This window comes from Tardiphaga sp. 839_C3_N1_4 (assembly GCF_051811045.1).
Taxonomy (GTDB): domain Bacteria; phylum Pseudomonadota; class Alphaproteobacteria; order Rhizobiales; family Xanthobacteraceae; genus Tardiphaga.
On record NZ_JBPWQD010000001.1, the window covers coordinates 884,950 to 907,041 of the forward strand.

General features: G+C 60.3%; 34 protein-coding genes and 2 tRNA genes. 20 read left to right on the forward strand and 16 right to left on the reverse strand.

Translation table 11 applies throughout. The annotated features are described in order from the left end of the window. Positions 1–86 precede the first annotated feature (86 nt). Positions 87–680, forward strand: coding sequence for a DedA family protein (locus AB8A38_RS04530; RefSeq protein WP_439085124.1), 594 nt, complete (start codon positions 87–89; stop codon positions 678–680). 21 nt (positions 681–701) lie between these two features. On the opposite strand, the gene AB8A38_RS04535 is transcribed toward AB8A38_RS04530, so the two are convergent. The 3 genes from AB8A38_RS04535 to AB8A38_RS04545 form a co-directional block, all read right to left on the reverse strand. Further along, positions 702–938: a hypothetical protein gene (locus AB8A38_RS04535; RefSeq protein WP_068736536.1), complete on the reverse strand. Its 237-nt coding sequence runs from the start codon at positions 936–938 to the stop codon at positions 702–704. A gap of 135 nt (positions 939–1,073) precedes the next feature. Continuing rightward, a complete protein-coding gene (locus tag AB8A38_RS04540) occupies positions 1,074–1,613 on the reverse strand; it encodes a hypothetical protein (RefSeq protein WP_120290300.1) in 540 nt (179 codons plus the stop codon). A 158-nt stretch (positions 1,614–1,771) separates the two neighbouring features. Continuing rightward, positions 1,772–1,846: transfer RNA gene (locus tag AB8A38_RS04545), tRNA-Glu, on the reverse strand. A gap of 329 nt (positions 1,847–2,175) precedes the next feature. Between AB8A38_RS04545 and AB8A38_RS04550 the strand changes: the two genes are divergently transcribed. Together AB8A38_RS04550 and AB8A38_RS04555 are read left to right on the forward strand one after the other, a co-directional pair. After that, positions 2,176–2,430 (forward strand): PilZ domain-containing protein, encoded by a 255-nt coding sequence (locus AB8A38_RS04550; protein WP_068736534.1) that lies wholly within the window; start codon positions 2,176–2,178, stop codon positions 2,428–2,430. Between the two features lie 12 nt (positions 2,431–2,442). Then, positions 2,443–2,595, forward strand: coding sequence for a hypothetical protein (locus AB8A38_RS04555; protein WP_158005731.1), 153 nt, complete (start codon positions 2,443–2,445; stop codon positions 2,593–2,595). 21 nt (positions 2,596–2,616) lie between these two features. Here AB8A38_RS04555 and AB8A38_RS04560 read toward each other — a convergent pair whose 3' ends face one another. The 4 genes from AB8A38_RS04560 to AB8A38_RS04575 all read right to left on the reverse strand — a co-directional run bounded on the left by AB8A38_RS04560 (position 2,617) and on the right by AB8A38_RS04575 (position 4,941). Beyond that, entirely contained in the window at positions 2,617–3,264 is a 648-nt protein-coding gene (locus tag AB8A38_RS04560; protein WP_315842191.1) for a glutathione S-transferase family protein, read from the reverse strand. Between the two features lie 330 nt (positions 3,265–3,594). Next, a complete protein-coding gene (locus tag AB8A38_RS04565; RefSeq protein WP_439085125.1) occupies positions 3,595–4,044 on the reverse strand; it encodes a VOC family protein in 450 nt (149 codons plus the stop codon). A 136-nt stretch (positions 4,045–4,180) separates the two neighbouring features. Beyond that, complete coding sequence (locus AB8A38_RS04570) at positions 4,181–4,399, reverse strand: hypothetical protein (RefSeq protein ID WP_315842189.1); 219 nt, start codon at positions 4,397–4,399, stop codon at positions 4,181–4,183. 110 nt (positions 4,400–4,509) lie between these two features. Next, positions 4,510–4,941: a PAS domain-containing protein gene (locus AB8A38_RS04575; RefSeq protein ID WP_439085126.1), complete on the reverse strand. Its 432-nt coding sequence runs from the start codon at positions 4,939–4,941 to the stop codon at positions 4,510–4,512. Positions 4,942–5,195: 254 nt separating this feature from the next. On the opposite strand from AB8A38_RS04575, the gene AB8A38_RS04580 reads away from it, so the two are divergent. The 3 genes from AB8A38_RS04580 (at position 5,196) to AB8A38_RS04590 (ending at position 6,231) form a co-directional block, all read left to right on the forward strand. Next, positions 5,196–5,321, forward strand: coding sequence for a hypothetical protein (locus AB8A38_RS04580; RefSeq protein WP_283805494.1), 126 nt, complete (start codon positions 5,196–5,198; stop codon positions 5,319–5,321). Between the two features lie 207 nt (positions 5,322–5,528). Next, positions 5,529–5,714, forward strand: a complete 186-nt coding sequence (locus AB8A38_RS04585) for a hypothetical protein (RefSeq protein ID WP_315842187.1) — start codon at positions 5,529–5,531, stop codon at positions 5,712–5,714. Positions 5,715–6,012: 298 nt separating this feature from the next. Next, a complete protein-coding gene (locus tag AB8A38_RS04590; RefSeq protein WP_439085127.1) occupies positions 6,013–6,231 on the forward strand; it encodes a hypothetical protein in 219 nt (72 codons plus the stop codon). 30 nt (positions 6,232–6,261) lie between these two features. On the opposite strand, the gene AB8A38_RS04595 is transcribed toward AB8A38_RS04590, so the two are convergent. Then, positions 6,262–6,429, reverse strand: a complete 168-nt coding sequence (locus AB8A38_RS04595) for a hypothetical protein (RefSeq protein WP_170849665.1) — start codon at positions 6,427–6,429, stop codon at positions 6,262–6,264. A gap of 255 nt (positions 6,430–6,684) precedes the next feature. Here AB8A38_RS04595 and AB8A38_RS04600 point away from each other — a divergent pair, with 255 nt between their 5' ends. After that, on the forward strand, positions 6,685–6,858 hold the full coding sequence (locus AB8A38_RS04600) for a DUF3606 domain-containing protein (RefSeq protein WP_439085128.1): 174 nt from the start codon (positions 6,685–6,687) through the stop codon (positions 6,856–6,858). A gap of 76 nt (positions 6,859–6,934) precedes the next feature. Here AB8A38_RS04600 and AB8A38_RS04605 read toward each other — a convergent pair whose 3' ends face one another. Together AB8A38_RS04605 and AB8A38_RS04610 are read right to left on the reverse strand one after the other, a co-directional pair. Then, entirely contained in the window at positions 6,935–7,300 is a 366-nt protein-coding gene (locus tag AB8A38_RS04605; RefSeq protein ID WP_089264240.1) for a PRC-barrel domain-containing protein, read from the reverse strand. A gap of 95 nt (positions 7,301–7,395) precedes the next feature. Further along, positions 7,396–7,641: a hypothetical protein gene (locus tag AB8A38_RS04610; protein ID WP_315842184.1), complete on the reverse strand. Its 246-nt coding sequence runs from the start codon at positions 7,639–7,641 to the stop codon at positions 7,396–7,398. A gap of 467 nt (positions 7,642–8,108) precedes the next feature. Here AB8A38_RS04610 and AB8A38_RS04615 point away from each other — a divergent pair, with 467 nt between their 5' ends. Beyond that, positions 8,109–8,438, forward strand: coding sequence for a hypothetical protein (locus tag AB8A38_RS04615; RefSeq protein WP_315842183.1), 330 nt, complete (start codon positions 8,109–8,111; stop codon positions 8,436–8,438). A gap of 129 nt (positions 8,439–8,567) precedes the next feature. On the opposite strand, the gene AB8A38_RS04620 is transcribed toward AB8A38_RS04615, so the two are convergent. Both AB8A38_RS04620 and AB8A38_RS04625 read right to left on the reverse strand, forming a co-directional pair. Further along, positions 8,568–8,753 carry a hypothetical protein gene (locus tag AB8A38_RS04620; protein ID WP_139069921.1) on the reverse strand — a complete coding sequence of 62 codons (186 nt, stop codon included), beginning with the start codon at positions 8,751–8,753 and terminating at the stop codon, positions 8,568–8,570. Between the two features lie 223 nt (positions 8,754–8,976). Beyond that, positions 8,977–9,144, reverse strand: coding sequence for a hypothetical protein (locus AB8A38_RS04625; RefSeq protein WP_439085130.1), 168 nt, complete (start codon positions 9,142–9,144; stop codon positions 8,977–8,979). Positions 9,145–9,425: 281 nt separating this feature from the next. Between AB8A38_RS04625 and AB8A38_RS04630 the strand changes: the two genes are divergently transcribed. The 3 genes from AB8A38_RS04630 (at position 9,426) to AB8A38_RS04640 (ending at position 10,356) form a co-directional block, all read left to right on the forward strand. Beyond that, the gene (locus AB8A38_RS04630) at positions 9,426–9,632 is read left to right on the forward strand and encodes a hypothetical protein (RefSeq protein WP_089264246.1); all 207 of its coding nucleotides are present in this window, start codon (positions 9,426–9,428) and stop codon (positions 9,630–9,632) included. 200 nt (positions 9,633–9,832) lie between these two features. After that, positions 9,833–10,042: a hypothetical protein gene (locus AB8A38_RS04635; RefSeq protein ID WP_093758512.1), complete on the forward strand. Its 210-nt coding sequence runs from the start codon at positions 9,833–9,835 to the stop codon at positions 10,040–10,042. Positions 10,043–10,170: 128 nt separating this feature from the next. Then, positions 10,171–10,356, forward strand: coding sequence for a DUF3606 domain-containing protein (locus AB8A38_RS04640; protein ID WP_315842180.1), 186 nt, complete (start codon positions 10,171–10,173; stop codon positions 10,354–10,356). A gap of 123 nt (positions 10,357–10,479) precedes the next feature. Here AB8A38_RS04640 and AB8A38_RS04645 read toward each other — a convergent pair whose 3' ends face one another. After that, entirely contained in the window at positions 10,480–10,953 is a 474-nt protein-coding gene (locus AB8A38_RS04645) for a hypothetical protein (protein WP_315842179.1), read from the reverse strand. A 153-nt stretch (positions 10,954–11,106) separates the two neighbouring features. Between AB8A38_RS04645 and AB8A38_RS04650 the strand changes: the two genes are divergently transcribed. The 5 genes from AB8A38_RS04650 (at position 11,107) to AB8A38_RS04670 (ending at position 14,201) form a co-directional block, all read left to right on the forward strand. After that, a complete protein-coding gene (locus AB8A38_RS04650; protein WP_315842178.1) occupies positions 11,107–11,346 on the forward strand; it encodes a hypothetical protein in 240 nt (79 codons plus the stop codon). Between the two features lie 178 nt (positions 11,347–11,524). Continuing rightward, positions 11,525–11,839, forward strand: coding sequence for an H-NS histone family protein (locus AB8A38_RS04655; protein WP_315842177.1), 315 nt, complete (start codon positions 11,525–11,527; stop codon positions 11,837–11,839). A gap of 104 nt (positions 11,840–11,943) precedes the next feature. Then, a complete protein-coding gene (locus AB8A38_RS04660; protein ID WP_439085132.1) occupies positions 11,944–12,705 on the forward strand; it encodes an SIR2 family NAD-dependent protein deacylase in 762 nt (253 codons plus the stop codon). A gap of 193 nt (positions 12,706–12,898) precedes the next feature. Further along, positions 12,899–13,558 (forward strand): cold-shock protein, encoded by a 660-nt coding sequence (locus AB8A38_RS04665; RefSeq protein ID WP_315842175.1) that lies wholly within the window; start codon positions 12,899–12,901, stop codon positions 13,556–13,558. 202 nt (positions 13,559–13,760) lie between these two features. Then, complete coding sequence (locus AB8A38_RS04670) at positions 13,761–14,201, forward strand: DUF192 domain-containing protein (protein ID WP_315844150.1); 441 nt, start codon at positions 13,761–13,763, stop codon at positions 14,199–14,201. A 21-nt stretch (positions 14,202–14,222) separates the two neighbouring features. Here AB8A38_RS04670 and AB8A38_RS04675 read toward each other — a convergent pair. Both AB8A38_RS04675 and AB8A38_RS04680 read right to left on the reverse strand, forming a co-directional pair. Further along, positions 14,223–14,299 (reverse strand) — tRNA-Pro (locus AB8A38_RS04675). A 91-nt stretch (positions 14,300–14,390) separates the two neighbouring features. Continuing rightward, positions 14,391–15,575 (reverse strand): OpgC domain-containing protein, encoded by a 1,185-nt coding sequence (locus AB8A38_RS04680; RefSeq protein WP_315842174.1) that lies wholly within the window; start codon positions 15,573–15,575, stop codon positions 14,391–14,393. A gap of 263 nt (positions 15,576–15,838) precedes the next feature. Between AB8A38_RS04680 and AB8A38_RS04685 the strand changes: the two genes are divergently transcribed. From AB8A38_RS04685 to AB8A38_RS04700, 4 genes are all read left to right on the forward strand, one after another. After that, entirely contained in the window at positions 15,839–16,144 is a 306-nt protein-coding gene (locus tag AB8A38_RS04685) for an ETC complex I subunit (protein ID WP_315842173.1), read from the forward strand. Positions 16,145–16,310: 166 nt separating this feature from the next. Continuing rightward, positions 16,311–17,915: a carboxyl transferase domain-containing protein gene (locus AB8A38_RS04690; RefSeq protein ID WP_439085133.1), complete on the forward strand. Its 1,605-nt coding sequence runs from the start codon at positions 16,311–16,313 to the stop codon at positions 17,913–17,915. 2 nt (positions 17,916–17,917) lie between these two features. Further along, entirely contained in the window at positions 17,918–19,930 is a 2,013-nt protein-coding gene (locus AB8A38_RS04695) for an acetyl/propionyl/methylcrotonyl-CoA carboxylase subunit alpha (protein WP_439085134.1), read from the forward strand. A 32-nt stretch (positions 19,931–19,962) separates the two neighbouring features. Next, positions 19,963–20,859, forward strand: coding sequence for a hydroxymethylglutaryl-CoA lyase (locus AB8A38_RS04700; RefSeq protein ID WP_439085135.1), 897 nt, complete (start codon positions 19,963–19,965; stop codon positions 20,857–20,859). Between the two features lie 27 nt (positions 20,860–20,886). On the opposite strand, the gene dctP is transcribed toward AB8A38_RS04700, so the two are convergent. Further along, complete coding sequence (gene dctP, locus AB8A38_RS04705) at positions 20,887–21,909, reverse strand: TRAP transporter substrate-binding protein DctP (protein ID WP_439085136.1); 1,023 nt, start codon at positions 21,907–21,909, stop codon at positions 20,887–20,889. Positions 21,910–22,092: the final 183 nt, after the last annotated feature.

The window sequence follows — 22,092 nt, forward strand, 5'->3', positions numbered from 1 at the left end:
CGAGGAAACGGTTTCTTCGACCGCGGTTTTGTTTCATTGCTGGTGATGGACGAAACACAGCGCGCCGGTTCGGAATCTCCTCCCTGATGGACATTATTCAGAAAATCTCGGCGCTAATCGCCGCGCAAGCCGATTGGGCTGGACCGCTTGGCTTCGTCATCGCCTTCTTCGGATGTCTGGTCGGCTCCAGTTTCGTGGTGCCGGCCGCCGCCATCGTGACGGCGACAGGGGTGCTGATCGGCGCCGGCGTGGTGTCCTGGACTTTCGTCCTTTGGGCCATCGGCGGCGCGGTGCTCGGCATGAGCGTGTCCTATGAGCTCGGCAAACGGTGCGGGCCGAGGCTGCTGGAGATGCGGATGCTCCAATCGCGTCAGCAACTGGTGGCGCGGGTACGCGGGCTATTCGAGCGCTACGGCATCGCGGCGATCATGGTCGGCTACCATATCGGGCCGGCGCGCGCACTGGTCACCAGCGTCGCGGGCATCGCCGGCATGCCGCGTCTGAAGTTCGAAACCGCCAGTATCGTGTCCGCAATGGTCTGGATCGTCGATCATGCCTTGATCGGCGTCATTCCCGGCACACTCATCGACGCCGACAGTCCGTGGCTGCTGCCGGTGACATTGGGAGCGCCGGTCGTCGTGATCGTTCTGACCGTGATGTTGCTGCGCAAGGCGTTCTAGCCACAGCGCCAACGCGTCGCATCACGCCGCCTTCGAGATCTTCTTCTTGAGATGTCCGGTGTCGTGATCGCGGCGGAGCTGACTGAGCGACGTGTCGTTGAGCTTCGGCAGCACTTCACTGAGGGTGAGCGTGTCGGGGTGCCCGGCTGCGAAGAACTTGCCGTAGATCTTGCGGAGTGTTGCCAGTGTGGTGCTGCCGTATTTCTCGGTCATCGCGCTGTCGTGCGCGTGAAGGTGATCGCCGCCGTCATGCTTCATGTCTCGCTCCCTGCCGGTATCGCATGATCTCGCACCTTGAGCAGTGCAGATTGCGTTCGGCCAGACAGACTAGGCGGGGTGCTGCGGAGAGTACAAGCAGTTCACGTGTGCTCGGGAGCAATCGCGCGGGATGGCTTAGCCGCGCGCCCCGGGGCGCTTGCGCTGCACAACGATCTTCATCTTCTGACGGCCCTTGCTTGCGGCAGCGCGGGAGCGTGAGCGGCGCGGCTGCTCTCGCGCGGCAGGCTTGTCGTCAGTCGCCGAGGTGCTGGCAAAAGACTGCCGGAGAGTGTCGAGCGTGGAGGTGAGGGCGCCGACCTGCTCGTTGAGCTTGCGCGCTTCGTTCTGCTGCGCTGTCATCAGACGCTGCATGGTCTGCAACTGATCCTGCACGACCTGAAGCTGATCGATCGACTGCTGCTGCGTGGCCTCGATGCCTTTGGTCTTTTCGATCAGCTGTTCGGACGCCTGCGCCACACGGGCCTGTTGCAAGCGCGATGCGGTGAGCCGCTCCGGCTCCGGCGTTGCGCCGCTATAGCTGCGCCACGTGAAGATGCCGCCGATGCCGATCACGACCAGAAACAGGGCCGCAGCCGCAACCATGATCGGCTGCTGGCTAATGCGCCAGGTGTGACTGGGCTCGGACGCGTAACTGTGCTGGGAAGCGCTCGGCATGATTTCGACCATGAAACTCGAAGTCCTATGGCGTGTGATCGTTCCAATCCGCGACAAAACCATCCAGAACGCGTGAATTTCGGGAGGTTCGCGGCCAAGTTCAACGAAAATAAGGCTCGGGTGGCAATAACGTGGCCTAACCCAGGGCAGTGCGCGAATGGCGCTCCCTAGCGGAATCGAACCGCTCTCTCCACCGTGAAAGGGTGGCGTCCTAACCGATAGACGAAGGGAGCAAAAAACCCCGGCCGATCCAGCGGCCCGAAATCAGGCCAAGGATACCGCGGTTCTGCACGGCTATTTCTAAAATCGCCGCAACATCAAAGCTTTAGGGCTGATCTATCGCGGGCGGCACCGACCGAAAGCAAATCAGTTTGGTGCCAGCGGCCGAACGTATAGTGACGTTTGTTCGGGTCGGCAAGTGGGCGGTGAGGGATCAGGTGGATGATCCCCATGCGCGGCGCACGGACCTTGTGCACAGGACATTTCGAACTCTTCTGCACCTCTCAACGGTTCTTAAAGCATGCAGGCTTAAGGCTCTCTCCCGGGGGCGTGGAGTGATGCGATGGCAGTGACGAAAAAACGCGACACACGCCGGTCCGTACACCAGGCCGCATGGATCACGCTGGACGGTGGATTCGCGGCCCGGCAATGCAATGTGCTGGATCTCTCGACCTCCGGCGCGAAGGTCGTCGTCGACGATCCCACGTCGGTCCCCAACAAGATGAAGCTGGCCTTCTCGCGCGACGCACGCACCGGGCGTATGTGTGAAGTGGTCTGGCGCCGCGGCAAGACGCTGGGCGTTCGCTTCATCGCGTAGGGCCCCACGATCGTGCGCCCCGATATCGTCATTCCCGTATTGATGGGCTGCGCGCTGCTGTGGTGGATCGGCCGCGGCATGAACTGGACCATGCGCCTGGTCGTGGCCGCGATCACGCTGGTGGTGATCATGGGCATCCTGCTGCTTGAACGTTCGCTGAACTAACGTTCGAACGAACGCCTGCGTTCAGGAGAGGGGCGGCGCGACATAGGTCTGGAAGCCCGGCCGTGCCGAGATCACCTGATACCAGCGTTGCAGATGCGGAAGTGCAGGGCGCGTGACACCCACGACGCCGAACCAGCGCCGTGCGTAGCAACCGATGGCGATATCGGCGAGGCTGAAATCGTCGCCTTCCATCCAGGTCTGATGGGAAAGTTGCCGGTCGACCATCTCCCACAGTGCCGCATTGGCGTCCGCAGCCTTCTGCAGCGCGGCCATGTCGCGGTCGGCGACGGGCGTCCGCACCAGTCCCCAGAACAACGGGCGCTCGGCCGGCTGCAGTGTCGTCAGTGTCCAGTCGAGCCAACGTTCCATCCCGGCGCGCACCTTTGGCGTGGATGGGTAGAGGCGCGATGTAGCGCCATAGGCCAGGGCGACATAGCGCATGATGGAATTGGATTCCCACAGCACGAAATCGCCTTGCACCAAGGTGGGCACGCGGCCGTTGGGATTCATCGCCAGATAGTCGGCCTCGCTGTTACGGCCAAATTGCATGCCGGCATCGATGCGCTCATAGGCGACGTCGAGTTCATGGCAGCACCACAGAACCTTTTGCACATTGACCGAATTGGCGCGGCCCCAGATCTGCAGGGATGGAGTGGGAGTCTGTGACACGATGAACCTCGCTGGCGAATAAGCGCCGCAGGTTTAGCCAGCAACGCGCCGCCATCGCAAGGCCGGTCTCGTGCTGACCTCTCACAAAGGAGCGAGCCCGCAAACGAAACAGGCCCCGCGTGAGCGAGGCCTGTTCATGGGTTCAGCTTGGGAGGCGTCAGCGACCGAAGAAGAGCCACAGCAGAATGATCACCGGAATCGGTACACCCAGCAGCCAGAGCAGAATTCCACGTCCCATTGTCTCAGCCTCCATGAAATCAGTATCGCATCAACAACGCGGCACTGCTCATGGCGTTCCACCGCGGCACCTGCAGCGATGCGTTTTGTGAGTTACCAATGTCCGGTGTTGGGCATTGACGACCATGGCTCCTGCGGCGGCAGTGCGTCGCCTTTCTGCAGAAGCTCGATGGAATGCAGATCGGGCGATCGCACGAAGGCCATCTGGCCATCGCGCGGCGGACGATTGATGGTGATACCGAGCTTCATCAACCGGTCGCAGGTCGCGTAGATGTCGTCGACCTCATAAGCGAGATGACCGAAATAGCGATCCTCGCCATATTTCTCTTCGTCCCAGTTGTAAGTGAGTTCGACCAGCGGCGCGCCGCGGCCCTTGGTGTTGGCCAGCAGCGCCTCGTCTTCGGCGGCGCACAAGAACACCAGAGTGAATTTCGCCTTGTCGTTGTCGACCCGGCGGACTTCCTTGAGCCCGAGCGCATCGGCATAGAATTTCAGGGCCGCATCCAGATTGCGGACGCGCAGCATGGTGTGAAGGTAGCGCATTGGATTGTCTCCATGGTCGACGCAGGCCTGCAACTGCAAAGGCAGCGGTGCTTGCCATAGCAGCTTAATACGACAAATGGCAGGTATCGTAGCGGCAACGACGGGACATCTGCGGGATTGCGAGGTTAGCTGGCTTTTAAGCGCTCACATCGACAATGGCTGGCGTATCGATCTCCCGCTTTTGCCAGACAGTCAAATCCTTGCGCGGCTTTCCCCACACATATTCGTCACCGCTTTGCCGAAGATGCTGAATAGCCGCCACATGTGCGTCGTCGGCGCTCTTGGCCTCGACAACAATCTCCACGGATTCCTCGACGGAGCGAACGACGACGACGCTAAAAAATTTCTTTGCCATGCGAGTATAACGGGTAGCGTAAGGCTACGTTCCCGCAGGCAACGAGCCGTCGGCTCCCTTGTCGTTTTGCCGGCGATTTTGTCGTGAAGCGGGCAGCCCAAAGGTCAGAATTAGGTTGGAGCGATGCTGAGGTTATAGTCCTCGATCTTCTCCTGCGTGATGTCGACGATGGCGCCGGGAAACCGAACCGCCTTGCCTGACGAATCGAGCGTGCACTTGCCGCGCGCATAGACCCAATGCGTGTCGCCGTGAGAGACGACGCGATATTCACGGGAGAACACCTGACCGGTCGTCAGTGAGCGATTGATGGCGGCGGTGACATCATTGATATCGTCCGGATGAATGGCATCCAGCCAGTCTTGTAATGGCGTGCCCCGCGAGGCCAAATCTGCATTGACGCCGAACAGGCGGGCGAATTTGCTGTCTGCATAGACGCGGTCATTGGCGATGTCCCAGTCCCAGATGCCAACCAATCGATCCTGGATACTGGAATCGCCTTCATGATGACGCACGCCGCTCTGGGCGGCTTCGAGCGAAGCCATCCGCAGGATCTGCGCGAGAACTGTCTGATGGCTCGCCTGCGCCGAGATGGCAAGCTCCCTGCATATCTCCGAGATGGGCCGACCGACAATCATCACCGCTCCCGGAACTTATTGGCCAATTAATCGTAATATTACGTATATTGATGGGCATTCAATTCAACGTACAGGGAAAAGGTTCCGAAACCTTTCTGTACAACTTGGGAGTGTTACTCGTGTGGCGGTTTGGAAGGGCTTCGGACGAGGAGGCCTTAAAAATGGTTGTGACTTACCTCACCATTAACGAGCCGGAGCGCCGTCGCGAAATATTCGAACTCGCTGAGAAGTATGCGAAGGAGACCTGCGCTCCCCCGATCTCGCAGGACAACGTCGATAAGAAGTAACACGCCGAGGAAGTAACGACCGGGCGGGGTCGCTTTACGATGCGGTTCTGTAGTTTAGTTTGATCGCGGGATCGCCGAAAATTAACAGTCCACAACGGCTTCGTTAAAATCCGCTCAGCCAAGCAACCTTCATCGGTTAGGTTAAAACCAGAGTATGATTGCGCGGAAATAAGAGTGAGCTATTCATTTCCCATCGAGGGAGTGACCATGTCCGCTTCGTTTCACAATGCCGACAAGCCGACGCATCGACGGGTGATGCTGGTAGGATTTCTGTTCTGCGCAGCCTTTGTCGCCGTGAGCTTCTTCGCCCGGCCGCAGCTGGCAACGGACCATGTCCTGCTGAAAGCCGACAAGCTCACTCGTACCGCCGGCCAGCCTGTGGCTGCCAACTAGCCAAGCAAGGCGTCAACGCTGGCTCGGCGTTGTGTTCGGGCTAAAGGGCATGATCACGCGCACCGGCTCTTGCGACACAGGTCGCTCATGGGCGACACGCTGGGTGTTTTTGCTTGCAACAGCGGGTGTCGGCTCGAGGAGCCACGGTACGAAGGCGATCATTCCGCAGACAAGCGCGACCGCGCTGAGCAGCAATACGCCATTATCTTCTTCTCTCGGTCCCATGCCATGGAAACACCGCACTGCGGCATTCGTTCCAATGAGCTATACGACCGCATACAAGCGGCGAGGGAAGACCATGAGAATTATCGTTGGACTGCTGATCGCTGTCATCCCGCTGCAGGCCTTTGCTGCGGCGTCGAAGAAGCCAGTGGCAACGAAGCAGAGCATGACGCCGGCACCACGAAAAGCAGATCCGTGTAAGCAATACGGCGCCGGCTTCGTCCAGGTTGAGGGGACGTCGACCTGCATCAGGGTCGGCGGGAGCGTCGGCATTGGTGGGGGTGTTTCGCACTAGAGCGTGGATCGCCGCGGACTGCTGGCTACCTCAGACCTTCTTGTCGAGCTCGACCGGCGCCTCCGGCGGCTCATGATGGTCGTCATAGGCCCGTTTCGCCTGCAACTGGTCCCATGCCCCCGTGCGCAATGACAGCCGACCGTAAGGCGGCGGGTTCGGCCTCAGTTCGACGGTTTGAACGACAAGGGCTGTGGACATCATCTCCCATAATGCCGCGGGTGCGATTGGGTTCTCCGAGCTCTGGAAGTGCAGTTAAAGCCGGGTTGGCGGAATCTCCGGCATTTGAACAATTGCTTGTGTGGCAGGTGAGCGGCGCCCGGAACAAGTCACAGTCGTGCATGTTTTGCACTCACCAAACGGCATATGGGACACCTTGCGTGGACGAAGAATTCAATGACGCCGGCGAGCAACTCGCCACTTACATCAACCAGTTGATTGAAGAGGCCGACGACGATGAACGACCTGAAGAACAAGGGTCAACCGGATCGCAGCAAGATCAACATGCACGAGGCGCATGAGGTGAAATACTGGACCCACCAGCTCGGCGTGTCCCGCGAGAAGTTGCAGGCAACAGTAGAGAAAGTCGGCAATGCGGCTGCGGCCGTGCGCAAGGAACTGGCGCGCTAGAGCCGATACATCGGACTGGGCAAACAAGAACGGCACCCGATCGGGTGCCGTTCCGCTGTGTGGTATATCCCGGGCGTCAGATGCCCATGGGAACGCCGTAGTAATCGTTCACCGCGCGGGCCCGCGATGTGTCAGCCCAATTCCAACTATTGTCATTGCCGTATTTCGGGGCGTTCTCCAGCTGCTGCTGTGTCACGCCGGTGCGATAGCCGCCGAGTGCGGTGTCATATTTCAGCGACTGCCAAGGGAGAGGATAGTGATCGTCGCCGATGCCGAGAAAGCCGCCGAAGCTGAGCACAGCGTAGGACACCCGGCCACTCTTCTTGTCGATCATCACGCGTTCGATCGATCCGATCTTCTGGTCGTCGGCGCCGAACACCGCGGTGCCTTCGACCTTGTCGCTGCCAATGAGGTTGCCTTGTTCACTTGCTTCGATGGGCATAAGCCGTCTCCCTTCTGGTTGTGTCTCGCCAACCGGTGAAAGGGAGAAACGTTCCTGCGTCGTTGCCGCGCGGACGTTTTGGGCACGTCGTGCCGTCAGCGGCTGGCGACTAGGCGCAGACGTGGCTTGAGCGTGTCCTGCAGATCCTCGGCAAGCTTGAGGACCCGCGGATCGCTGGAGCGGGCCGCGCAGGTTGAGAACTGATTGACGGAGCGGACAAGAGCCTTGCGCTCTTCGCGCGTGCGTGTGACATGCGGACTCGACAGGCGCAGAACCATCTGGCCGAGGCCGACGAGCAATTCGTCGAGCGCTTTGTCGATCTTCGCGATCTGTTCAATCATCGCCATTACTCCACTGCTCGCACGCGTGTCCGTGCGACACCGCGTACATTCATGGAGAGGAAAGCGTCGGCTTTGCGAGCCGTTCCGATAACCGGCCCCTCATGGTGAATGAAACGTGAAGCCGGTGTGGGGCGCGTTAAGGCTTCATCCGGAGCTAATCGGCGCCTTGTCGCGGGGGAGCGTAGCGAAGCGACGCGTATAGGGTGACGGTTTCATTTTGCGATGCGTCACGGGAATCATCTTGTCGCGTCCGTTGTGCTCATCGAAAGCGCGAAGCCGCTCTCTGATGAATTCGGGGTGCGCCGCGTGAAAGGCCTGAAGCTGGCGTGCGAGCTGCGCACGGCCATAGCGAATGGGCATCATGACACACTTCCGGTCTGGAACCCGAGCGGTGAAATCTTACAGGCCCTGAAACCAACAAAAAAGCTTGGCGTTATTTGGCCGGTGGTGAACAGAAAGGGTATCACATGAAAAAGGCAGCATTGATCCTGGCCACTGTCGCAGCCATCGGCACGACCGCCATGACGGCGCCGGCTGAAGCGCGCGGATGGGGTAGAGGTTGGGGACCGGGTCCCGCAATCGGCTTTGGTATTGCCGCAGGTGCACTGGCCGCGGGGGCCTATGGCGGCGCGTACGGACCGTACGGATATGGATATGGCCCACGCTATTATGGCTACGGTCCCGGCTACGGCTATTATCGACCGCGCTATTACCGTCCGGCTTATTATGGCGGTTACTATGGTCCCGGCCCCTATGCCTATGGCCCGCGTTACTATCGCAGCTATGGTTATTGGTAGGGCCCAACACGGCCCGGCGGAGCATTGCTTCGGGCCTATTGAGCTGCACGCGCAGTGACTCGCATTCAATAAAAAGCCCGCCAGATAATGGCGGGCTTTTTATTGAATGCTGCTGCGAGCAGATCGTAGCTAGTGCCGCACGCGGCGCTCCTGACGGGGTGTCACGAACTCGTTCCAGTCGGTGGCCCGTACCTTTTCGATCGTGGTCTCGTAATAGTCTTCGCGTTCGCGCTGAAACTTCGCCTGCTTCTCGCGAAATTCTGCCACCCGGCGTTCCATGTCGGCGCGTGCCGCTGAAATTCTTTCTTCGTTCATTCTCTTCTCTTCGTTTCGCTCCCCAAGGAGAGCATCGATGCCGAATGCGGCATCAATCCGATCTTTGCAAGGCGACCGGTGGATAAGTCGCAGCGCGCGACGCTTACGCAAGCTGAGATCTCCCGCACCGAATCACCGGCAAAACAAAACCTCGCATCACCGCGGTGAAGCGAGGTTGGATGTTCCAGCGCAGACGTAACGCCGCCGACGCCAAAGGGTTCCGTTATTCAACACTCTCCAATGCGAGCGCCTGTTCGAAATCCCGCATCCGCGCGTTGACCCAGTCTTCGTCCTGACAACTCAACAGCAGCATTTCTCGTTCTGCCTTGCGGCAGAATTCCGGATCCGGATCGATGCTTTTCCAAAGGTCGATACGTGCCTGCAAATCCATGTCAGTCTCCCTGTTTTCCAGCCGCGTATGCCCCGCCAACCCGGCGATTCCTGTGACGTCGCGATAAAACATTGGCGAATGATGTTCGCTATTTGTTCTAGTTCAGGTCATCAGTTCTGTCCATCGGGATATCGCTGCGGCCGATTGGAATGCACGGAAATTCTGCAGGGGAATGGTGCGATCAGGGGGGCGATTCTGATCGCGATGGAGAGTGTCATTGTCATCAGCTATAAGGCCGCTCGATCGGGGCCTTTTGCTTCGGCGTCTGTCAGGAGAGCTGCATGAGCAAGCAGGCAATGCGCGAAGAGGCCGAGCGTCTGATCCGCGAGACTATGGAGCGCAAGGCGCTGGTGGTGAAGCAGGGCGACACACGGATTATGACGACCTGCGGCAAGTGCGGCGCGGCGAACAAGGTTTCGGCGCCAAAGGGCGTCGCGCGGGTGTCTTTCACCTGCAAGGAGTGCGGTCACGAGCAGGTCACGCTCTGACCCTATACTGAAACCGGAAATCGGCGCGAAAATTACTTTGTGTTTCGCGGTGGTCCGGGGCAATAATTGCGGTAACGGCTCGGGGAGAGCTGACTGCAAAAATTGAAGGGCGTGAACGATTACCCTTGGACCGGTGCGTATTTGCTGCGTTGGGGACGACCATGCGTTTTTGGGTTTTGGGGACTTTTGGAATTTCTCTGGTGGCGTTGGCCACACCTTCCGCCGCTCAGTCCATTCGGACAGCTGAACCGCTCATCCTGGCGCCTTACGAGAGCGCGCTGGTCCAGGACGGGTCATGTGCGGCCGGCAAGATCTTGAAGGTCACCGGCGCCATTCGCGGCCTGCGCCGCAAGAAGCTGTGCATCCCGCTCAATGAGATCCAGGCCTCGCTGGGCTCGGTGGTTCAGTAACCGCTCGCGGCAAGGCTTGCTTTGGCTGGGCGGCTTTCCGAGATTGCATCAATCGCCTGTTAACGTTGGAGCGAGCGCTCGCTTGGGCTGTATGGGCGACGTGTTACCCTGCCAGCATGATCAGTCTCGTGCCAGTCGCCGCCGTCCTGGCGTCCGAACGCGGCGTCCGGCCGGCGCCGGTGATCGATTCCAGTGATGCTTCCCAACGCGACTACTGGGCCTATCGGCTGAGCGTCTCGCCGACCGAATTGAACGCCGCGATCGAAAAGGTCGGCTCGTCGGTTGCCGCCGTGCGGCGACACCTCGGCAAATAACCCGGACCGACAGGTCGTCCCCCTCAAACAGATCGGCTCTCGAGTAGAAGCCCCAAGGCGAAAGCCCCGCCGGGGGAGGACGGGGCTTTCTAAAAACAGAGCATCGGGGAAGCTGCTCCGGCTTTACAACCGGTCGCGCCCGGAATCGTTCCGCAGCGTTGTTCGGATACGCGTCTGCATGGCTTCGTAGTAGACGTCGCGCTCGTGGATCATCTGGGCCTGGCGAGCCTTGAACGACGCAACGCGCTTGAGGATCTCGGCCCGTTCAGATGGGCCCGAATAGAGCGGATCTTTCCGGACAGGAGATGCCGTGTTGGTTGGACCTGCAACAGGAACGTCCTGCGAACTACGCTCCGAGGTTTCAATTGCCGCGTTCGCCGCATGTACAATCAATGCAGGGGCCGTCAAGCGATCGACGTCCGTGATGGCAGGCGAGGTGACGGTTTCCGTTGAATCGGACGCGTACGACGGTGCGTGGCTCGGCGGTTGCCAGATGTTCAGTCGCTGGGCCGCGACCGGATGCGCCGCGGCGACTTCCTGTACGAATGCGAGCGTCTGCGCGACCAGCCGGTCACGCTCTTCTTTCCAGGATGCCATGACGCGTTTCCTCAATCCCGCATGCATTGTCTGCGAAGCAAGAGCTCGACGTCAATTGAATTGCATCCATCATGATGTCTTCGGTGGATGATCGCGCTGCCGCGCTTGCGGCGCATGGATGTTACCGCTAGTTCCGAACAAACGGAGATTTCCATGGCCAAGATCGATCTGGACTCACTGAGCATCGAGGAACTTGCGGCACTGCGTGATCATGCATCCGACAAGCTGGCGGAAAAAGTTGCTGCACGTCAGGCTGAGCTCGAAGCCGAACTCGATAAGCTCGCGCAGTACGGCAAGTCCGTGAAGAAGTCTCAGGCAACGCCGGTAGCAAAGCCGAAGAAGGACGATCTGCCGAAGAGCGAGCTCTCCACCGACGTTTCGCGGGCTGCATAAAGATTTCGCAGATCGGTATTTGAATACTTGAGGGCGGAGCGCATTTCAGCTTCGTCCCGATATTTCATTCAGATGCGGTGTTTTGACACCGCCTACATTTTATTTAATTGACGCACGCTGGCGCATATTTTGCGCGCCTTGGGGAAGGAGTGCGGACGTATTTAATCGGAGCTTATTTATGCCGACCCTTGATATCAAATCTCTTTCGGTTCCCGAACTCCTCGCATTGCGGGAGGACATCGACAAGCAACTGCAGGCCCACCGTGCCGAATTGCAGGCGCAACTCGCACAGATCAGAAGCGTCGATGGTAAAACCAGCCACGTCAAAGGCATCAAGGTTCCACCGAAGTATCGCCATCCCAAGACGGGAGAGACCTGGACCGGGCGCGGCGGTGTCGCGGGGTGGCTCGCGAAGGAGATCGCCGCCGGTCGCAAGCGGGAAGACTTTTTGATCGACAAGCCCGCCAGGAATGGACGCGCCAAAGCGAAATAGATCCAGGAAACGTGGCGACGAAGCGAAACATGCGTTGATCCCGGCATGGCACCGGATCCCGGTCTGCGGCATTGTCGTCGCATCACTTCCTCTCGGACCTTCCAATGATTGCAACCGACATTCGCACTGGCGTGGATCGTCTTGGTGAGATGATCGCCGAGGCCAGAACCATCGTGCCGTTCACCGGTGCGGGGATCTCGACCGAATCGGGCATTCCCGACTTTCGTTCGCCTGGCGGGTTGTGGACCCGTAACCGGCCAATTCCGTTCGACGAGTTCGTCGCCAGTCAGGATGCACGGGATGAAGCTTGGCGCCGGCGCTTTGCGATGGAAGAGACCTTCGCCGCGGCCAAGCCCGGTCGGGGGCATCGTGCGCTCGCCTCACTCTACAAGGCCGGCAAGATTCCCGCTGTGATTACCCAGAACATCGACAACCTGCATCAAGCGTCCGGCTTCAAGGCTGACGCTGTGATCGAGCTGCACGGCAATACGACCTATGCGCGCTGCATTGGTTGCGCGAGGCGCTATGAGCTCGATTGGGTGAAGAGCAGATTCGATTCCGAAAGACAGGCGCCAGACTGCACGGTATGCGGCGAGCCCGTGAAGGCTGCGACGATCTCATTCGGTCAGGCGATGCCTGAAGATGAGATGCGTCGCGCAGCTGAGCTATCGCAGAACTGCGATCTGTTCATTGCGATTGGATCGTCACTCGTCGTGTGGCCCGCAGCGGGATTCCCGATGATGGCGAAACATGCCGGTGCACGTCTTGTCATCATCAACAATGAGGCGACCGAGCAGGACGATCACGCAGACCTTGTCATTCGCCATGATATCGGCGAAACGCTCGGACCATTCGTCGGAAATTGATGCGCATCTGATTCGTTTGAGCGCAAGCTGTTCATAGCTGTCACTGTGTTCGTTTTTTGTCTTTGCTGATCAGGCGACAGTGTTATCTTCGAATCGAAAGATTCGCACCGCGCCATCGTGAATTAGCTTCGATGGGGCATGTGAGATGGCGCTGACAGGGCTGACAGCGCAAATGATAGTGGGATCCGGGGCCATGGGGTCGGACGCATTTGAGTCCAAGCGGTTGGGGGGACTGATTCCCGGAGCGGGTGGTCCGCGACCAGGGAATGAGCTTTCAGGCAACGCAAGCCGCGACGCACTCGACCCCTTTGCGGGTGTCGGCGAAGGCAACGCAGTCGATCTCGTCGAGATCAACGGTGTCATCAAGTGGTTCGATGCCTCCAAGGGTTATGGCTTCATCATTCCTGACAATGGCGCAGCCGACGTGCTCTTACATGTGACCGTGCTTCGCCGCGACGGCTACCAGACGGCCTATGAAGGTGCCCGTGTGGTCGTTGAATGCACCCAGCGGTCCAAGGGCTATCAGGCTTTCCGCGTTGTCTCGATGGACGAGTCGACTGCCATCCATCCCGCGCAGATGCTGCCGCCGCGCACCCATGTCAGCGTGACGCCTACCAGTGGCCTCGAGCGGGCGCAGGTGAAGTGGTTCAACCGGCTGCGTGGCTTCGGCTTCCTCAGCTGCGGCGAAGGCACGCCGGATATCTTCGTCCATATGGAAACCCTGCGCCGCTTCGGCATGACCGAGCTGCGTCCCGGCCAGTATGTGCTGGTGCGCTTCGGGCCCGGGTCCAAGGGCATGATGGCTGCCGAGATCCAGCCCGAAGGCGGTACGCCGGGTCTTTCGTCGCACTAAGCCGTCCATGGTTTTCCAAGTTTCTTGCGGGTTTCATGCCAGCCTTGCCGTCGAGGGCTATCACGCGGCTGTGCATCATGACTGTCTGGCGCTGGCACGCGTCGTCAGGCTAGGGTCGCGCCGCCCGGCATCCTGACCGGGCTCTTCGCGTGGATTGCCCTTCATGAGTCTGTTTCGCTTCGCCGCCCGTTGCCGCCTCTCGATGCTGGCGGTGATCGCCGCTCTGGCCCTTGTCGGCCCTTACAAGCCAGCCGCAGCCGCCGAATTCCAGCCGCTCGAAATCGTCACCAAGTCAGGTGTGCGGATGTTCTCAGTCGAAATCGCCAAGACCGACGAGGAGCGGGCGACCGGTCTGATGTATCGCAAGGAGCTCGCGGATGGCCGCGGTATGCTGTTCGACTTCACCCCCGAGCAGCAGATCTCCATGTGGATGAAGAACACCTTTGTTTCACTCGACATGATCTTCATCGGCGGTGATGGCCGGGTGCTCCGGATCGCGGAGAATACCGAGCCACAATCCCTCAAGATCATTTCATCGGGCGGCCCGGCACGGGCTGTTCTCGAAGTGGTCGCAGGCACCGCCAAAAAATACGGAATCGCGCCCGGGGACCAGGTGGTCCATCCGCTGTTCAAGAAGCGGTAAGTCATTGAATATAATGGGGGATGGTCGGGGCACTAGGATTCGAACCTAGGACCTGCGGTACCCAAAACCGCCGCGCTACCAGGCTGCGCTATACCCCGACGATGCGGTGTCGATACACGCTTAGGCGGGGGGCAGCAAGACACCTGCCGGCGATTTCTCGCCTGTCCCGCACCATGTTCGACAACGGGCCTATTCTGCGGCTTTCGATGGCGATGCCTGCTGTTCTGACGCTGTGGGAGCAGCCGGCTTCGGCAACGGCTTGTCCTGCTTCTTCGACCACGAGATGTAATAGGCTACGCAGGTCATGATGCCGATGCCGGCGGCGCTGACGAATATTTGCGCCAGCAGCGAGCCCGACGACATCATCAGCTGGAAGTGGCCGACGAAGGACAGGAACACGCCGACGCAGAATACGGCGAGCGACTGCTGGCCGCATTTGATCAGCGGTTGGAACACCGGCCACTCCAGGCCTTTCCATTCCTTCGGCACGAAGCGAGTGACGAAGAAGGCGATGATCACGAAGTGCAGCACGCGATAGGGCGCGAGGTTGGTTTTGTCGTTCGGATTGAACGCGTCGAATAACCAGTCCGGCATGATCATGTGGCCGGTGTCCGGGAAGCGGCCGGCCATGGTCATGACAAGCGAGAACAAGAGATAGGCGATACCGAAATACAGTAGCACCTTGGAACGGATCACCGAGCGTGACTCGAGCGCGCCGCCGAGCGCGAACCAGGCGCCGAACACAAACAGTAATTGCCAGGTGAACGGGTTGAAGTACCAGACGCCGTAGGGATAGGCGGGCAGATTCCAGCCGAACTGGCGTGCCGCGAAATACAGCGCCAGCGACGCCAGCATCGTCAGATCCGGCTTGCGCAGCATCATCCACAGCACCGGCGGGAACAGACCCATCAGCACAATATAGAGTGGCAGCACGTCGAGATTGAGCGGCTTGAACTTAAGCAGCAGACCTTGCGTCAGCGTCTGGATCGGATTGTCGACCAGACCGGCAACGTTGAACTCGTTGATGATGTCGGGGTCGTTATAGCGCTGCGCCACATAGCCGATGGCGGCGATGTAGATCACGAACAGGATAACGTGGGCGACATAGAGCTGCCAGACCCGCTTGGTGAGGCGCGTAGCGCCGACGATGAAGCCGCGCTCCAGCATCATCTTGGCGTAGACGAAGGACGCCGTGTAGCCGGAGATGAAGACGAACAGATCGGCCGCGTCGGAGAAGCCATAGTTCCGGGTCGTGACCCAGTTCACCACATTGTCGGGGATGTGATCGAGGTAGATCGCCCAGTTGGCGATACCGCGGAACAGGTCCAGCCGAAGGTCTCGGCCTTTGGGGGGAAGGATGGCGTGAATATCCATGGGTGCCGCTTCAGGAGCCCTTCGTGATGCCGAATTGCGAGATCAGATAGACCGCTTCGTGCCCCGATTGTCACGACGCCGCGGAACGAATATACACAATAACGAAGCCGCCAAACGACGGAATCACGGATCAAATTCGTGACAATTGGATATACCAGCCCCGCCGTTTTCACCAATTTGTCGCAGTGTCGCAGCTGACCAAGGCCGATCCCGAGACGCTAATCCCGAGACGAAGGCCCATCCTTAAAAGGCTATCGCATTCCATGACCGCACGTATCTTCAAAGCCCCCAAGAATGCCATGCAGGCAGGCCTCGCCAAGACCAAGGACTGGCAGCTCGATTATGAGCCGGAGCAGGCGCGGGTGATCGAGCCCCTGATGGGCTGGACGTCGTCCAGTGACATGAAGCAGCAGCTGTCCATCCACTTCGACAGTAAGGAAGAGGCGGTCGCCTATTGCGAGCGCGAAGGCATTGCCTATCAGGTGATCGAGCCCAAGGTGCGCGCGCCCCGGACCATCGCCTATGCCGACAATTTTGCGTTCCGCCGCTCGGAGCCGTGGTCGCACTGACGACCGGTTTGCGGGCAAATCAGCCCCCGTAACGCTTCAAATCTCACCCTGACCAGCACCGAAAGTTAGGGTTGCGTCCCGCCACGACGGGATGACACCATCATGGCAGGTCCGTTGCCGGGCCGCCGTGCAAACAAGAAACAGACCCTGCAGGAAACGGAAGCCGATGTCGCTTCGCTCCACGATCGATCCCACCTCGGCCGAGTTCAAACGCAATGTCGATGTGATGAAAGCGCAGGTCGCCGAGCTCAAGGACAAGCTCGGTGCGGTCGCCGGCGGCGGCGGCAAAGCGTCCCGCGCCAAGCACACCGCGCGCGGCAAGATGCTGGCGCGCGAACGTGTCGATCTGCTGATCGATCCCGGCACGGCCTTCCTCGAACTCTCGCCGCTGGCCGCCAACGGCCTCTATGGCGGCGACGTCCATTCCGCCAGCGTCATCACTGGTGTTGGCCGCGTGTCGGGCAGGGAGTGCATGATCGTCGCCAATGATGCGACTATCAAGGGCGGCACTTACTATCCGATGACGGTGAAGAAGCATCTGCGCGCGCAGGACATCGCGCGGCAGAACAATCTGCCGTGCATCTATATGGTAGACTCCGGCGGTGCGTTCTTGCCGCAGCAGGACGACATCTTTCCGGATGAGCGCCATTTCGGCCGCATCTTCTACAATCAGGCGCAGATGTCGGCGCAGGGCATTCCGCAGATTGCTGTCGTGATGGGCTCGTGCACTGCCGGCGGCGCATATATGCCGGCGATGTCCGACGAGAGCATCATCGTGCGCAATCAGGGCACGATCTTCCTTGGTGGTCCGCCGCTGGTGAAGGCCGCAACCGGGGAGGTGGTGACCGCGGAAGAGCTCGGCGGTGCCGACGTCCATTCGCGGCAATCGGGCGTCACCGATCACTACGCACAGAACGATGGCCACGCCATCGGCATCGCGCGAAAAATCGTCGCGACGCTGAAGCCACCACAGCGGGCCACACTGAACATGCAGGCGCCCCGCGATCCCTTATATGCCGCTGAAGAACTCTACGGTGTCATTCCTGCCGACGCGCGCAAGCCGTTCGACATGCACGACATCATCGCGCGCATCGTCGACGGCTCCGAATTCGACGAATTCAAGAAGCTCTACGGCACGACTCTAATCTGCGGCTTCGCGCATATCTGGGGCTTCCCGGTCGGCATCATCGCTAACAACGGCATCCTGTTCAGCGAGAGCTCGCTGAAGGGCGCGCATTTCATCGAGCTCTGCTGCCAGCGCAACATCCCGCTGGTGTTCTTGCAGAACATCACCGGCTTTATGGTCGGCAAGAAATACGAAGCCGGCGGCATTGCGCGCGATGGCGCCAAGCTGGTGACAGCTGTCGCCACGGCCAACGTCCCGAAATTCACCGTGGTGGTCGGCGGTTCCTACGGCGCCGGCAATTACGGCATGTGCGGCCGCGCCTACAGCCCGCGCTTTCTGTGGATGTGGCCCAATGCCCGGATCTCGGTGATGGGCGGCGAGCAGGCCGCGATGGTGCTGAGTCAGCTGCGCCGCGACAATATCGAAGCCAAGGGCGGTACCTGGTCGACCGAAGAGGAGGAAGCGTTTCGCAAGCCGACACGCGACCAGTTCGAGACCCAGGGCAGCCCGTATTACGCGACGGCGCGCCTCTGGGATGATGGCGTGATTGATCCCGCAGATACGCGCCTGGTGCTCGGACTTGGTTTGTCAGCGTCGGCCAATGCGCCGATCGAGCCGACGCGCTTCGGCCTGTTCAGGATGTGATGATGGCCAAAGCCGAAATTTCAAAAGCTTTATATCGCCGCTTTCGCACGCTCCTGATCGCCAATCGCGGCGAGATAGCCTGCCGCGTCATCCGCACGGCGCGCGCCATGGGCTTGCGCACCGTCGCGGTCTATTCTGAGGCAGATGCCAATGCGCTGCATGTGGCGGAAGCCGACGAGGCCGTGTTGATCGGCCCGGCGCGTGCGCGCGACAGCTATCTCAATATCGAGCGCATTCTCGAAGCTGCAAAGAAGACCGGCGCCGAGGCGATCCACCCCGGCTACGGCTTTCTCTCCGAGAGCGCCGAGTTCGCGCAGGCTTGTGCCGATGCCGGCCTGATCTTCGTCGGACCCACTGCGGAGATGATCACCGCGATGGGCTCAAAGTCGGGCTCCAAGGCGCTGATGGAGAAGGCTGGCGTGCCGCTGGTGCCGGGATTCCACGGCGAAGCGCAGGACGACGCGACGCTGGCCAAGGCGGCCGACAAGATCGGCTTCCCGGTTCTGGTGAAGGCTTCCGCCGGCGGCGGCGGGCGTGGCATGCGCGTGGTGCGTTCGGCGGCCGAACTGGCTCCGGCCATCGTCAGCGCCAAGCGCGAAGCCAAAGCAGCGTTCGGCGACGACCGCATGCTGATCGAAAAGTATGTCGACAATCCCCGTCACATCGAAGTGCAGATCGTCGGCGACAGTCATGGCAATCTCGTCTCGCTGTTCGAGCGCGAATGCACGTTGCAGCGACGGCATCAGAAGGTGATCGAAGAGGCGCCCTCGCCGACGTTGAACGGCGCGCAGCGTGAGGCGGTTTGCGCGGCTGCACGCAAGGCCGCAGGCGCGGTGAACTATGTCGGCGCCGGCACTATCGAATTCGTCTCCGACGGCAAGGACGTGTTCTTCATCGAGATGAACACGCGCCTGCAGGTCGAGCATCCGGTCACCGAACTGATCACCGGCGTTGATCTGGTCGAATGGCAACTCCGCGTGGCGTTCGGCGAAAAGCTGCCGCTGACGCAAAGCGAGATCAAGCTCAACGGCCACGCCATCGAGGCGCGGGTTTACGCCGAGAATCCGCACAAGAATTTCATGCCTTCGGTTGGTAAGATTCGCACCTGGCGGACGCCCGCTGAGACGAACGGCTTGCGCATCGATGCTGGCTATCGCGAGGGTGACGCGGTGTCGCCGAATTACGATGCCATGCTCGCGAAGGTGATTGCCTGGGCACCGACGCGCGATGCGGCGATCAACCGGCTCAACCGCGGGCTGGAAGAAACCGATATTCGCGGCATTGTCACCAATACGCCGTTCCTGTCGGCGCTTGTGACGCATCCGGATGTGCGCGCGAACACCATCGACACCGGCTTTATCGAGCGTGAATTGAAAGTGTTGACGCCGGACTCGGCGGCGCCTGGCGATCTCGAACTATGCGCGGCTGTCGCCGCCATCGTCGCGAGCGAAGAGCAGGCAGCACGGGCCGCCGGTACCTCGCCCTGGCTGACGGCTGGCTGGATGCCGGTCGGGCGTCGCCAGCGGGTGTTCAAATTCAAGTATGGTTCGGACGAACAGCGCGTGACGTTGAATTACGGCAGCGGTCCTGCAACGATTTCGATCGGCACTCGCGAACTGGGGTTTGAGGCGGCTACGGCCGATGACGGGCATTTCGATCTGACTCTGGACGGAGCGCGCTCGCACATCGTTTCGGTGATCGAGGGCCACGAACTCTATCTGCGCACGCGTCACGGCCGTTTCGACATCCATTGGGTCGATCCGTTCGGCGGCGAGGATGAAGAGCAGGTCGGCGAGGACAAGATCGTTGCGCCGCTGCCGGGCACCGTGGTGGCGCTGCTGGCCGAGGAGGGCGCAATCCTTGAGAAGGGCGCTGCCATTCTGACCTTGGAAGTCATGAAGATGGAGCAGACCCTGCGCGCGCCGTTTGCCGGCGTGCTCAAGCGCATCAAGTGCAAGGTCGGCGATATCGTTGGAGAAGGTGTCGAGCTCGCGGAAGTCGAGCCGAGCGCCTGATCTTCTGAGAGACGTGTGAGATTGAAACAAGCATGAGTAATCAGATTCGTATCGTCGAAGTCGGCCCGCGCGACGGTTTGCAGAATGAAAAGACGCCGGTCTCGGTCGAGGACCGCATCGCCTTTGTGAAGGCGCTGGTCGGGGCTGGCCTGCATACGGTTGAGGTCGGCTCGTTCGTGTCGCCAAAGGCGATCCCGAAAATGATGGGTTCGGATCAGGTATTTCTCGGCGTGCGCGATTTGCCCGGTGAATTCCATGTGCTGGTGCCGAACGAGAAGGGCTACGAGGGCGCGAAGGCGGTCGGCGCGAAAGTCATCGCGGTGTTCGCCTCGGCCTCGGAAGGCTTTTCGCGTGCAAACATCAATTGCTCGGTCGCCGAATCCATCGAGCGCTTCAAGCCGGTGATCGAGCGCGCCAGGGCCGACGGCATCCGCGTGCGCGGTTACGTGTCCTGCGTCCTCGGTTGCCCCTATGACGGCGACGTCGCGCCGCAGGCGGTCGTCGATGTCTCAAAGACGCTGTTTGATCTCGGCTGCTACGAAGTCTCGCTCGGCGACACGATCGGTGTCGGGACGCCGTCGAAGGCGCGGCAGATGCTGCGCGCCGTTGCGGGCTCGGTTCCCATGCCGAAGCTCGCGATGCACTTCCACGACACCTACGGTCAGGCGCTGGCCAACCTCTATGCCGGGATGGAAGAAGGCTGCCGTGTCGTAGACAGCGCTGCCGGCGGTCTCGGCGGCTGTCCCTATGCGCCTGGTGCGACCGGCAATGTCGGCACCGAAGATGTGGTTTACATGCTGGAAGGCATGGGGATTGCCACGGGCGTCGATATGAACAAGCTGCTCGCTGCGACCAACACCATCAGCGCTCTGATCGGTCGCCCGCCGGTCAGCCGTGTCGCTTCGGCACTCAACGCGAAGACGCGCTGAGAGCCACCTGGCGGGCGACAGGATACTTCAGGCCGGGACGTCCAGCGCGAGCTTGAGGAGATTCGCGGTGAGCGGCGTCTTGGCGACGTAGTCCTTCCATGCCGTATCGCGCGCGATATCGCGCCACTTGCCGACGGTCGCAGCGTCGAGCGCGCTGACCGTGGCGCCGGCCTTCTCATAGACCCTGGACACTTCGACATCGTCTTGCTGCGCGCCCGCCTTGCCGAAGGCTTCCATCTCGGTGCCGACCGAGACCAGAATATCTTGGTGTGCTTTTGGCAACTTGTCGAACACCGCCTTAGACATCATCAGAGGCTCAAGCATGAACCAGTAGGACGCTCCCGCGCCGGAGGTCAGATGCGTGGCGACTTCGCTCAGCTTGAATGAGATGAGGCTGGTCGATGACGTGATGCCGGCATCGCAGGCGCCGCTCTTCATCGCTGCGTAAATTTCGTTGGACGGCATTGAGAGCACGCGCGCGCCGGCAGTCTGCAACATCATGTTCATCTCGCGCGAGCCGCCGCGTACCGTGAGCCCCTTGGCGTCCTCAGGAACAACCAGCGGGCGCGAGCGGCTAGCTACACCGCCGGCCTGCCAGACCCAAGTCAGCAGCATGATGCCCTTGTCGGCGAGAATGTCGCTCAGTGCCTTGCCGATCGGCAGGTTCTTCCAGCGCAGGCCCTGATCGTAGGTCGAGACCAGACCAGGCATCAGGCCGATATTCGCTTCTGGCAATTCATTGCCGGCATAGGGCAAAGGATAAAGGCTGAGATCGAGAGTCCCTTTGCGCATGGCGGAAAATTGCGCATCCGCCTTGATCAGCGACGAATCCGGATAAACCTCGGCAACAAGGTCGCCGCCACTCTGCTTGGCAATGGCGGCTGCGAAAGTGCGGACCAGACGGTCGCGGAAGTCGCCGTTGTCGATGGTGCCGCCGGGAAACTGGTGCGAGATCTTCAGTGTAGTCGCTGCCAGCGCCGTACCGATACCGCAACGAAGGATCGCAGGCACGGCGAGGGCCGATCCAAGGATGTGGCGGCGAGTCAGCATGCGTAACTCCTGAAAGGGGTCGTCTGGTGCCGGGCGGGACAAAATGCGCCCGCGTCCTGTTGCTCCGTCACCGCGCGCCCCTTCGTTTATACATTCCGAACCGGCGGGCAAGTGATGTTGCGTCGCACGCAATGGCTATCGGATGGATCATCAAGACTTTTTTGATGCGACGTAACAAAACGC

Bases quoted from the DNA above. Each gene is read 5' to 3' on its own strand.
- dctP (WP_439085136.1), bottom strand. From the start codon at position 21,909: ATGCTGACTCGCCGCCACATCCTTGGATCGGCCCTCGCCGTGCCTGCG.
- AB8A38_RS04650 (WP_315842178.1), top strand. From the start codon at position 11,107: ATGGCCAAGATCGATCTGGACTCACTGAGCATCGAGGAACTTGCGGCA.
- AB8A38_RS04680 (WP_315842174.1), bottom strand. From the start codon at position 15,575: ATGGATATTCACGCCATCCTTCCCCCCAAAGGCCGAGACCTTCGGCTG.
- AB8A38_RS04625 (WP_439085130.1), bottom strand. From the start codon at position 9,144: ATGGATTTGCAGGCACGTATCGACCTTTGGAAAAGCATCGATCCGGAT.
- AB8A38_RS04600 (WP_439085128.1), top strand. From the start codon at position 6,685: ATGAACGACCTGAAGAACAAGGGTCAACCGGATCGCAGCAAGATCAAC.
- AB8A38_RS04605 (WP_089264240.1), bottom strand. From the start codon at position 7,300: ATGCCCATCGAAGCAAGTGAACAAGGCAACCTCATTGGCAGCGACAAG.
- AB8A38_RS04695 (WP_439085134.1), top strand. From the start codon at position 17,918: ATGGCCAAAGCCGAAATTTCAAAAGCTTTATATCGCCGCTTTCGCACG.
- AB8A38_RS04570 (WP_315842189.1), bottom strand. From the start codon at position 4,399: ATGGCAAAGAAATTTTTTAGCGTCGTCGTCGTTCGCTCCGTCGAGGAA.
- AB8A38_RS04540 (WP_120290300.1), bottom strand. From the start codon at position 1,613: ATGCCGAGCGCTTCCCAGCACAGTTACGCGTCCGAGCCCAGTCACACC.
- AB8A38_RS04565 (WP_439085125.1), bottom strand. From the start codon at position 4,044: ATGCGCTACCTTCACACCATGCTGCGCGTCCGCAATCTGGATGCGGCC.
- AB8A38_RS04630 (WP_089264246.1), top strand. From the start codon at position 9,426: ATGAGCAAGCAGGCAATGCGCGAAGAGGCCGAGCGTCTGATCCGCGAG.
- AB8A38_RS04585 (WP_315842187.1), top strand. From the start codon at position 5,529: ATGTCCGCTTCGTTTCACAATGCCGACAAGCCGACGCATCGACGGGTG.
- AB8A38_RS04665 (WP_315842175.1), top strand. From the start codon at position 12,899: ATGGGGTCGGACGCATTTGAGTCCAAGCGGTTGGGGGGACTGATTCCC.
- AB8A38_RS04615 (WP_315842183.1), top strand. From the start codon at position 8,109: ATGAAAAAGGCAGCATTGATCCTGGCCACTGTCGCAGCCATCGGCACG.
- AB8A38_RS04660 (WP_439085132.1), top strand. From the start codon at position 11,944: ATGATTGCAACCGACATTCGCACTGGCGTGGATCGTCTTGGTGAGATG.
- AB8A38_RS04595 (WP_170849665.1), bottom strand. From the start codon at position 6,429: ATGTCCACAGCCCTTGTCGTTCAAACCGTCGAACTGAGGCCGAACCCG.
- AB8A38_RS04700 (WP_439085135.1), top strand. From the start codon at position 19,963: ATGAGTAATCAGATTCGTATCGTCGAAGTCGGCCCGCGCGACGGTTTG.
- AB8A38_RS04580 (WP_283805494.1), top strand. From the start codon at position 5,196: ATGGTTGTGACTTACCTCACCATTAACGAGCCGGAGCGCCGTCGCGAA.
- AB8A38_RS04535 (WP_068736536.1), bottom strand. From the start codon at position 938: ATGAAGCATGACGGCGGCGATCACCTTCACGCGCACGACAGCGCGATG.
- AB8A38_RS04685 (WP_315842173.1), top strand. From the start codon at position 15,839: ATGACCGCACGTATCTTCAAAGCCCCCAAGAATGCCATGCAGGCAGGC.
- AB8A38_RS04655 (WP_315842177.1), top strand. From the start codon at position 11,525: ATGCCGACCCTTGATATCAAATCTCTTTCGGTTCCCGAACTCCTCGCA.
- AB8A38_RS04690 (WP_439085133.1), top strand. From the start codon at position 16,311: ATGTCGCTTCGCTCCACGATCGATCCCACCTCGGCCGAGTTCAAACGC.
- AB8A38_RS04620 (WP_139069921.1), bottom strand. From the start codon at position 8,753: ATGAACGAAGAAAGAATTTCAGCGGCACGCGCCGACATGGAACGCCGG.
- AB8A38_RS04645 (WP_315842179.1), bottom strand. From the start codon at position 10,953: ATGGCATCCTGGAAAGAAGAGCGTGACCGGCTGGTCGCGCAGACGCTC.
- AB8A38_RS04575 (WP_439085126.1), bottom strand. From the start codon at position 4,941: ATGGCTTCGCTCGAAGCCGCCCAGAGCGGCGTGCGTCATCATGAAGGC.
- AB8A38_RS04610 (WP_315842184.1), bottom strand. From the start codon at position 7,641: ATGATTGAACAGATCGCGAAGATCGACAAAGCGCTCGACGAATTGCTC.
- AB8A38_RS04530 (WP_439085124.1), top strand. From the start codon at position 87: ATGGACATTATTCAGAAAATCTCGGCGCTAATCGCCGCGCAAGCCGAT.
- AB8A38_RS04590 (WP_439085127.1), top strand. From the start codon at position 6,013: ATGAGAATTATCGTTGGACTGCTGATCGCTGTCATCCCGCTGCAGGCC.
- AB8A38_RS04550 (WP_068736534.1), top strand. From the start codon at position 2,176: ATGGCAGTGACGAAAAAACGCGACACACGCCGGTCCGTACACCAGGCC.
- AB8A38_RS04670 (WP_315844150.1), top strand. From the start codon at position 13,761: ATGCTGGCGGTGATCGCCGCTCTGGCCCTTGTCGGCCCTTACAAGCCA.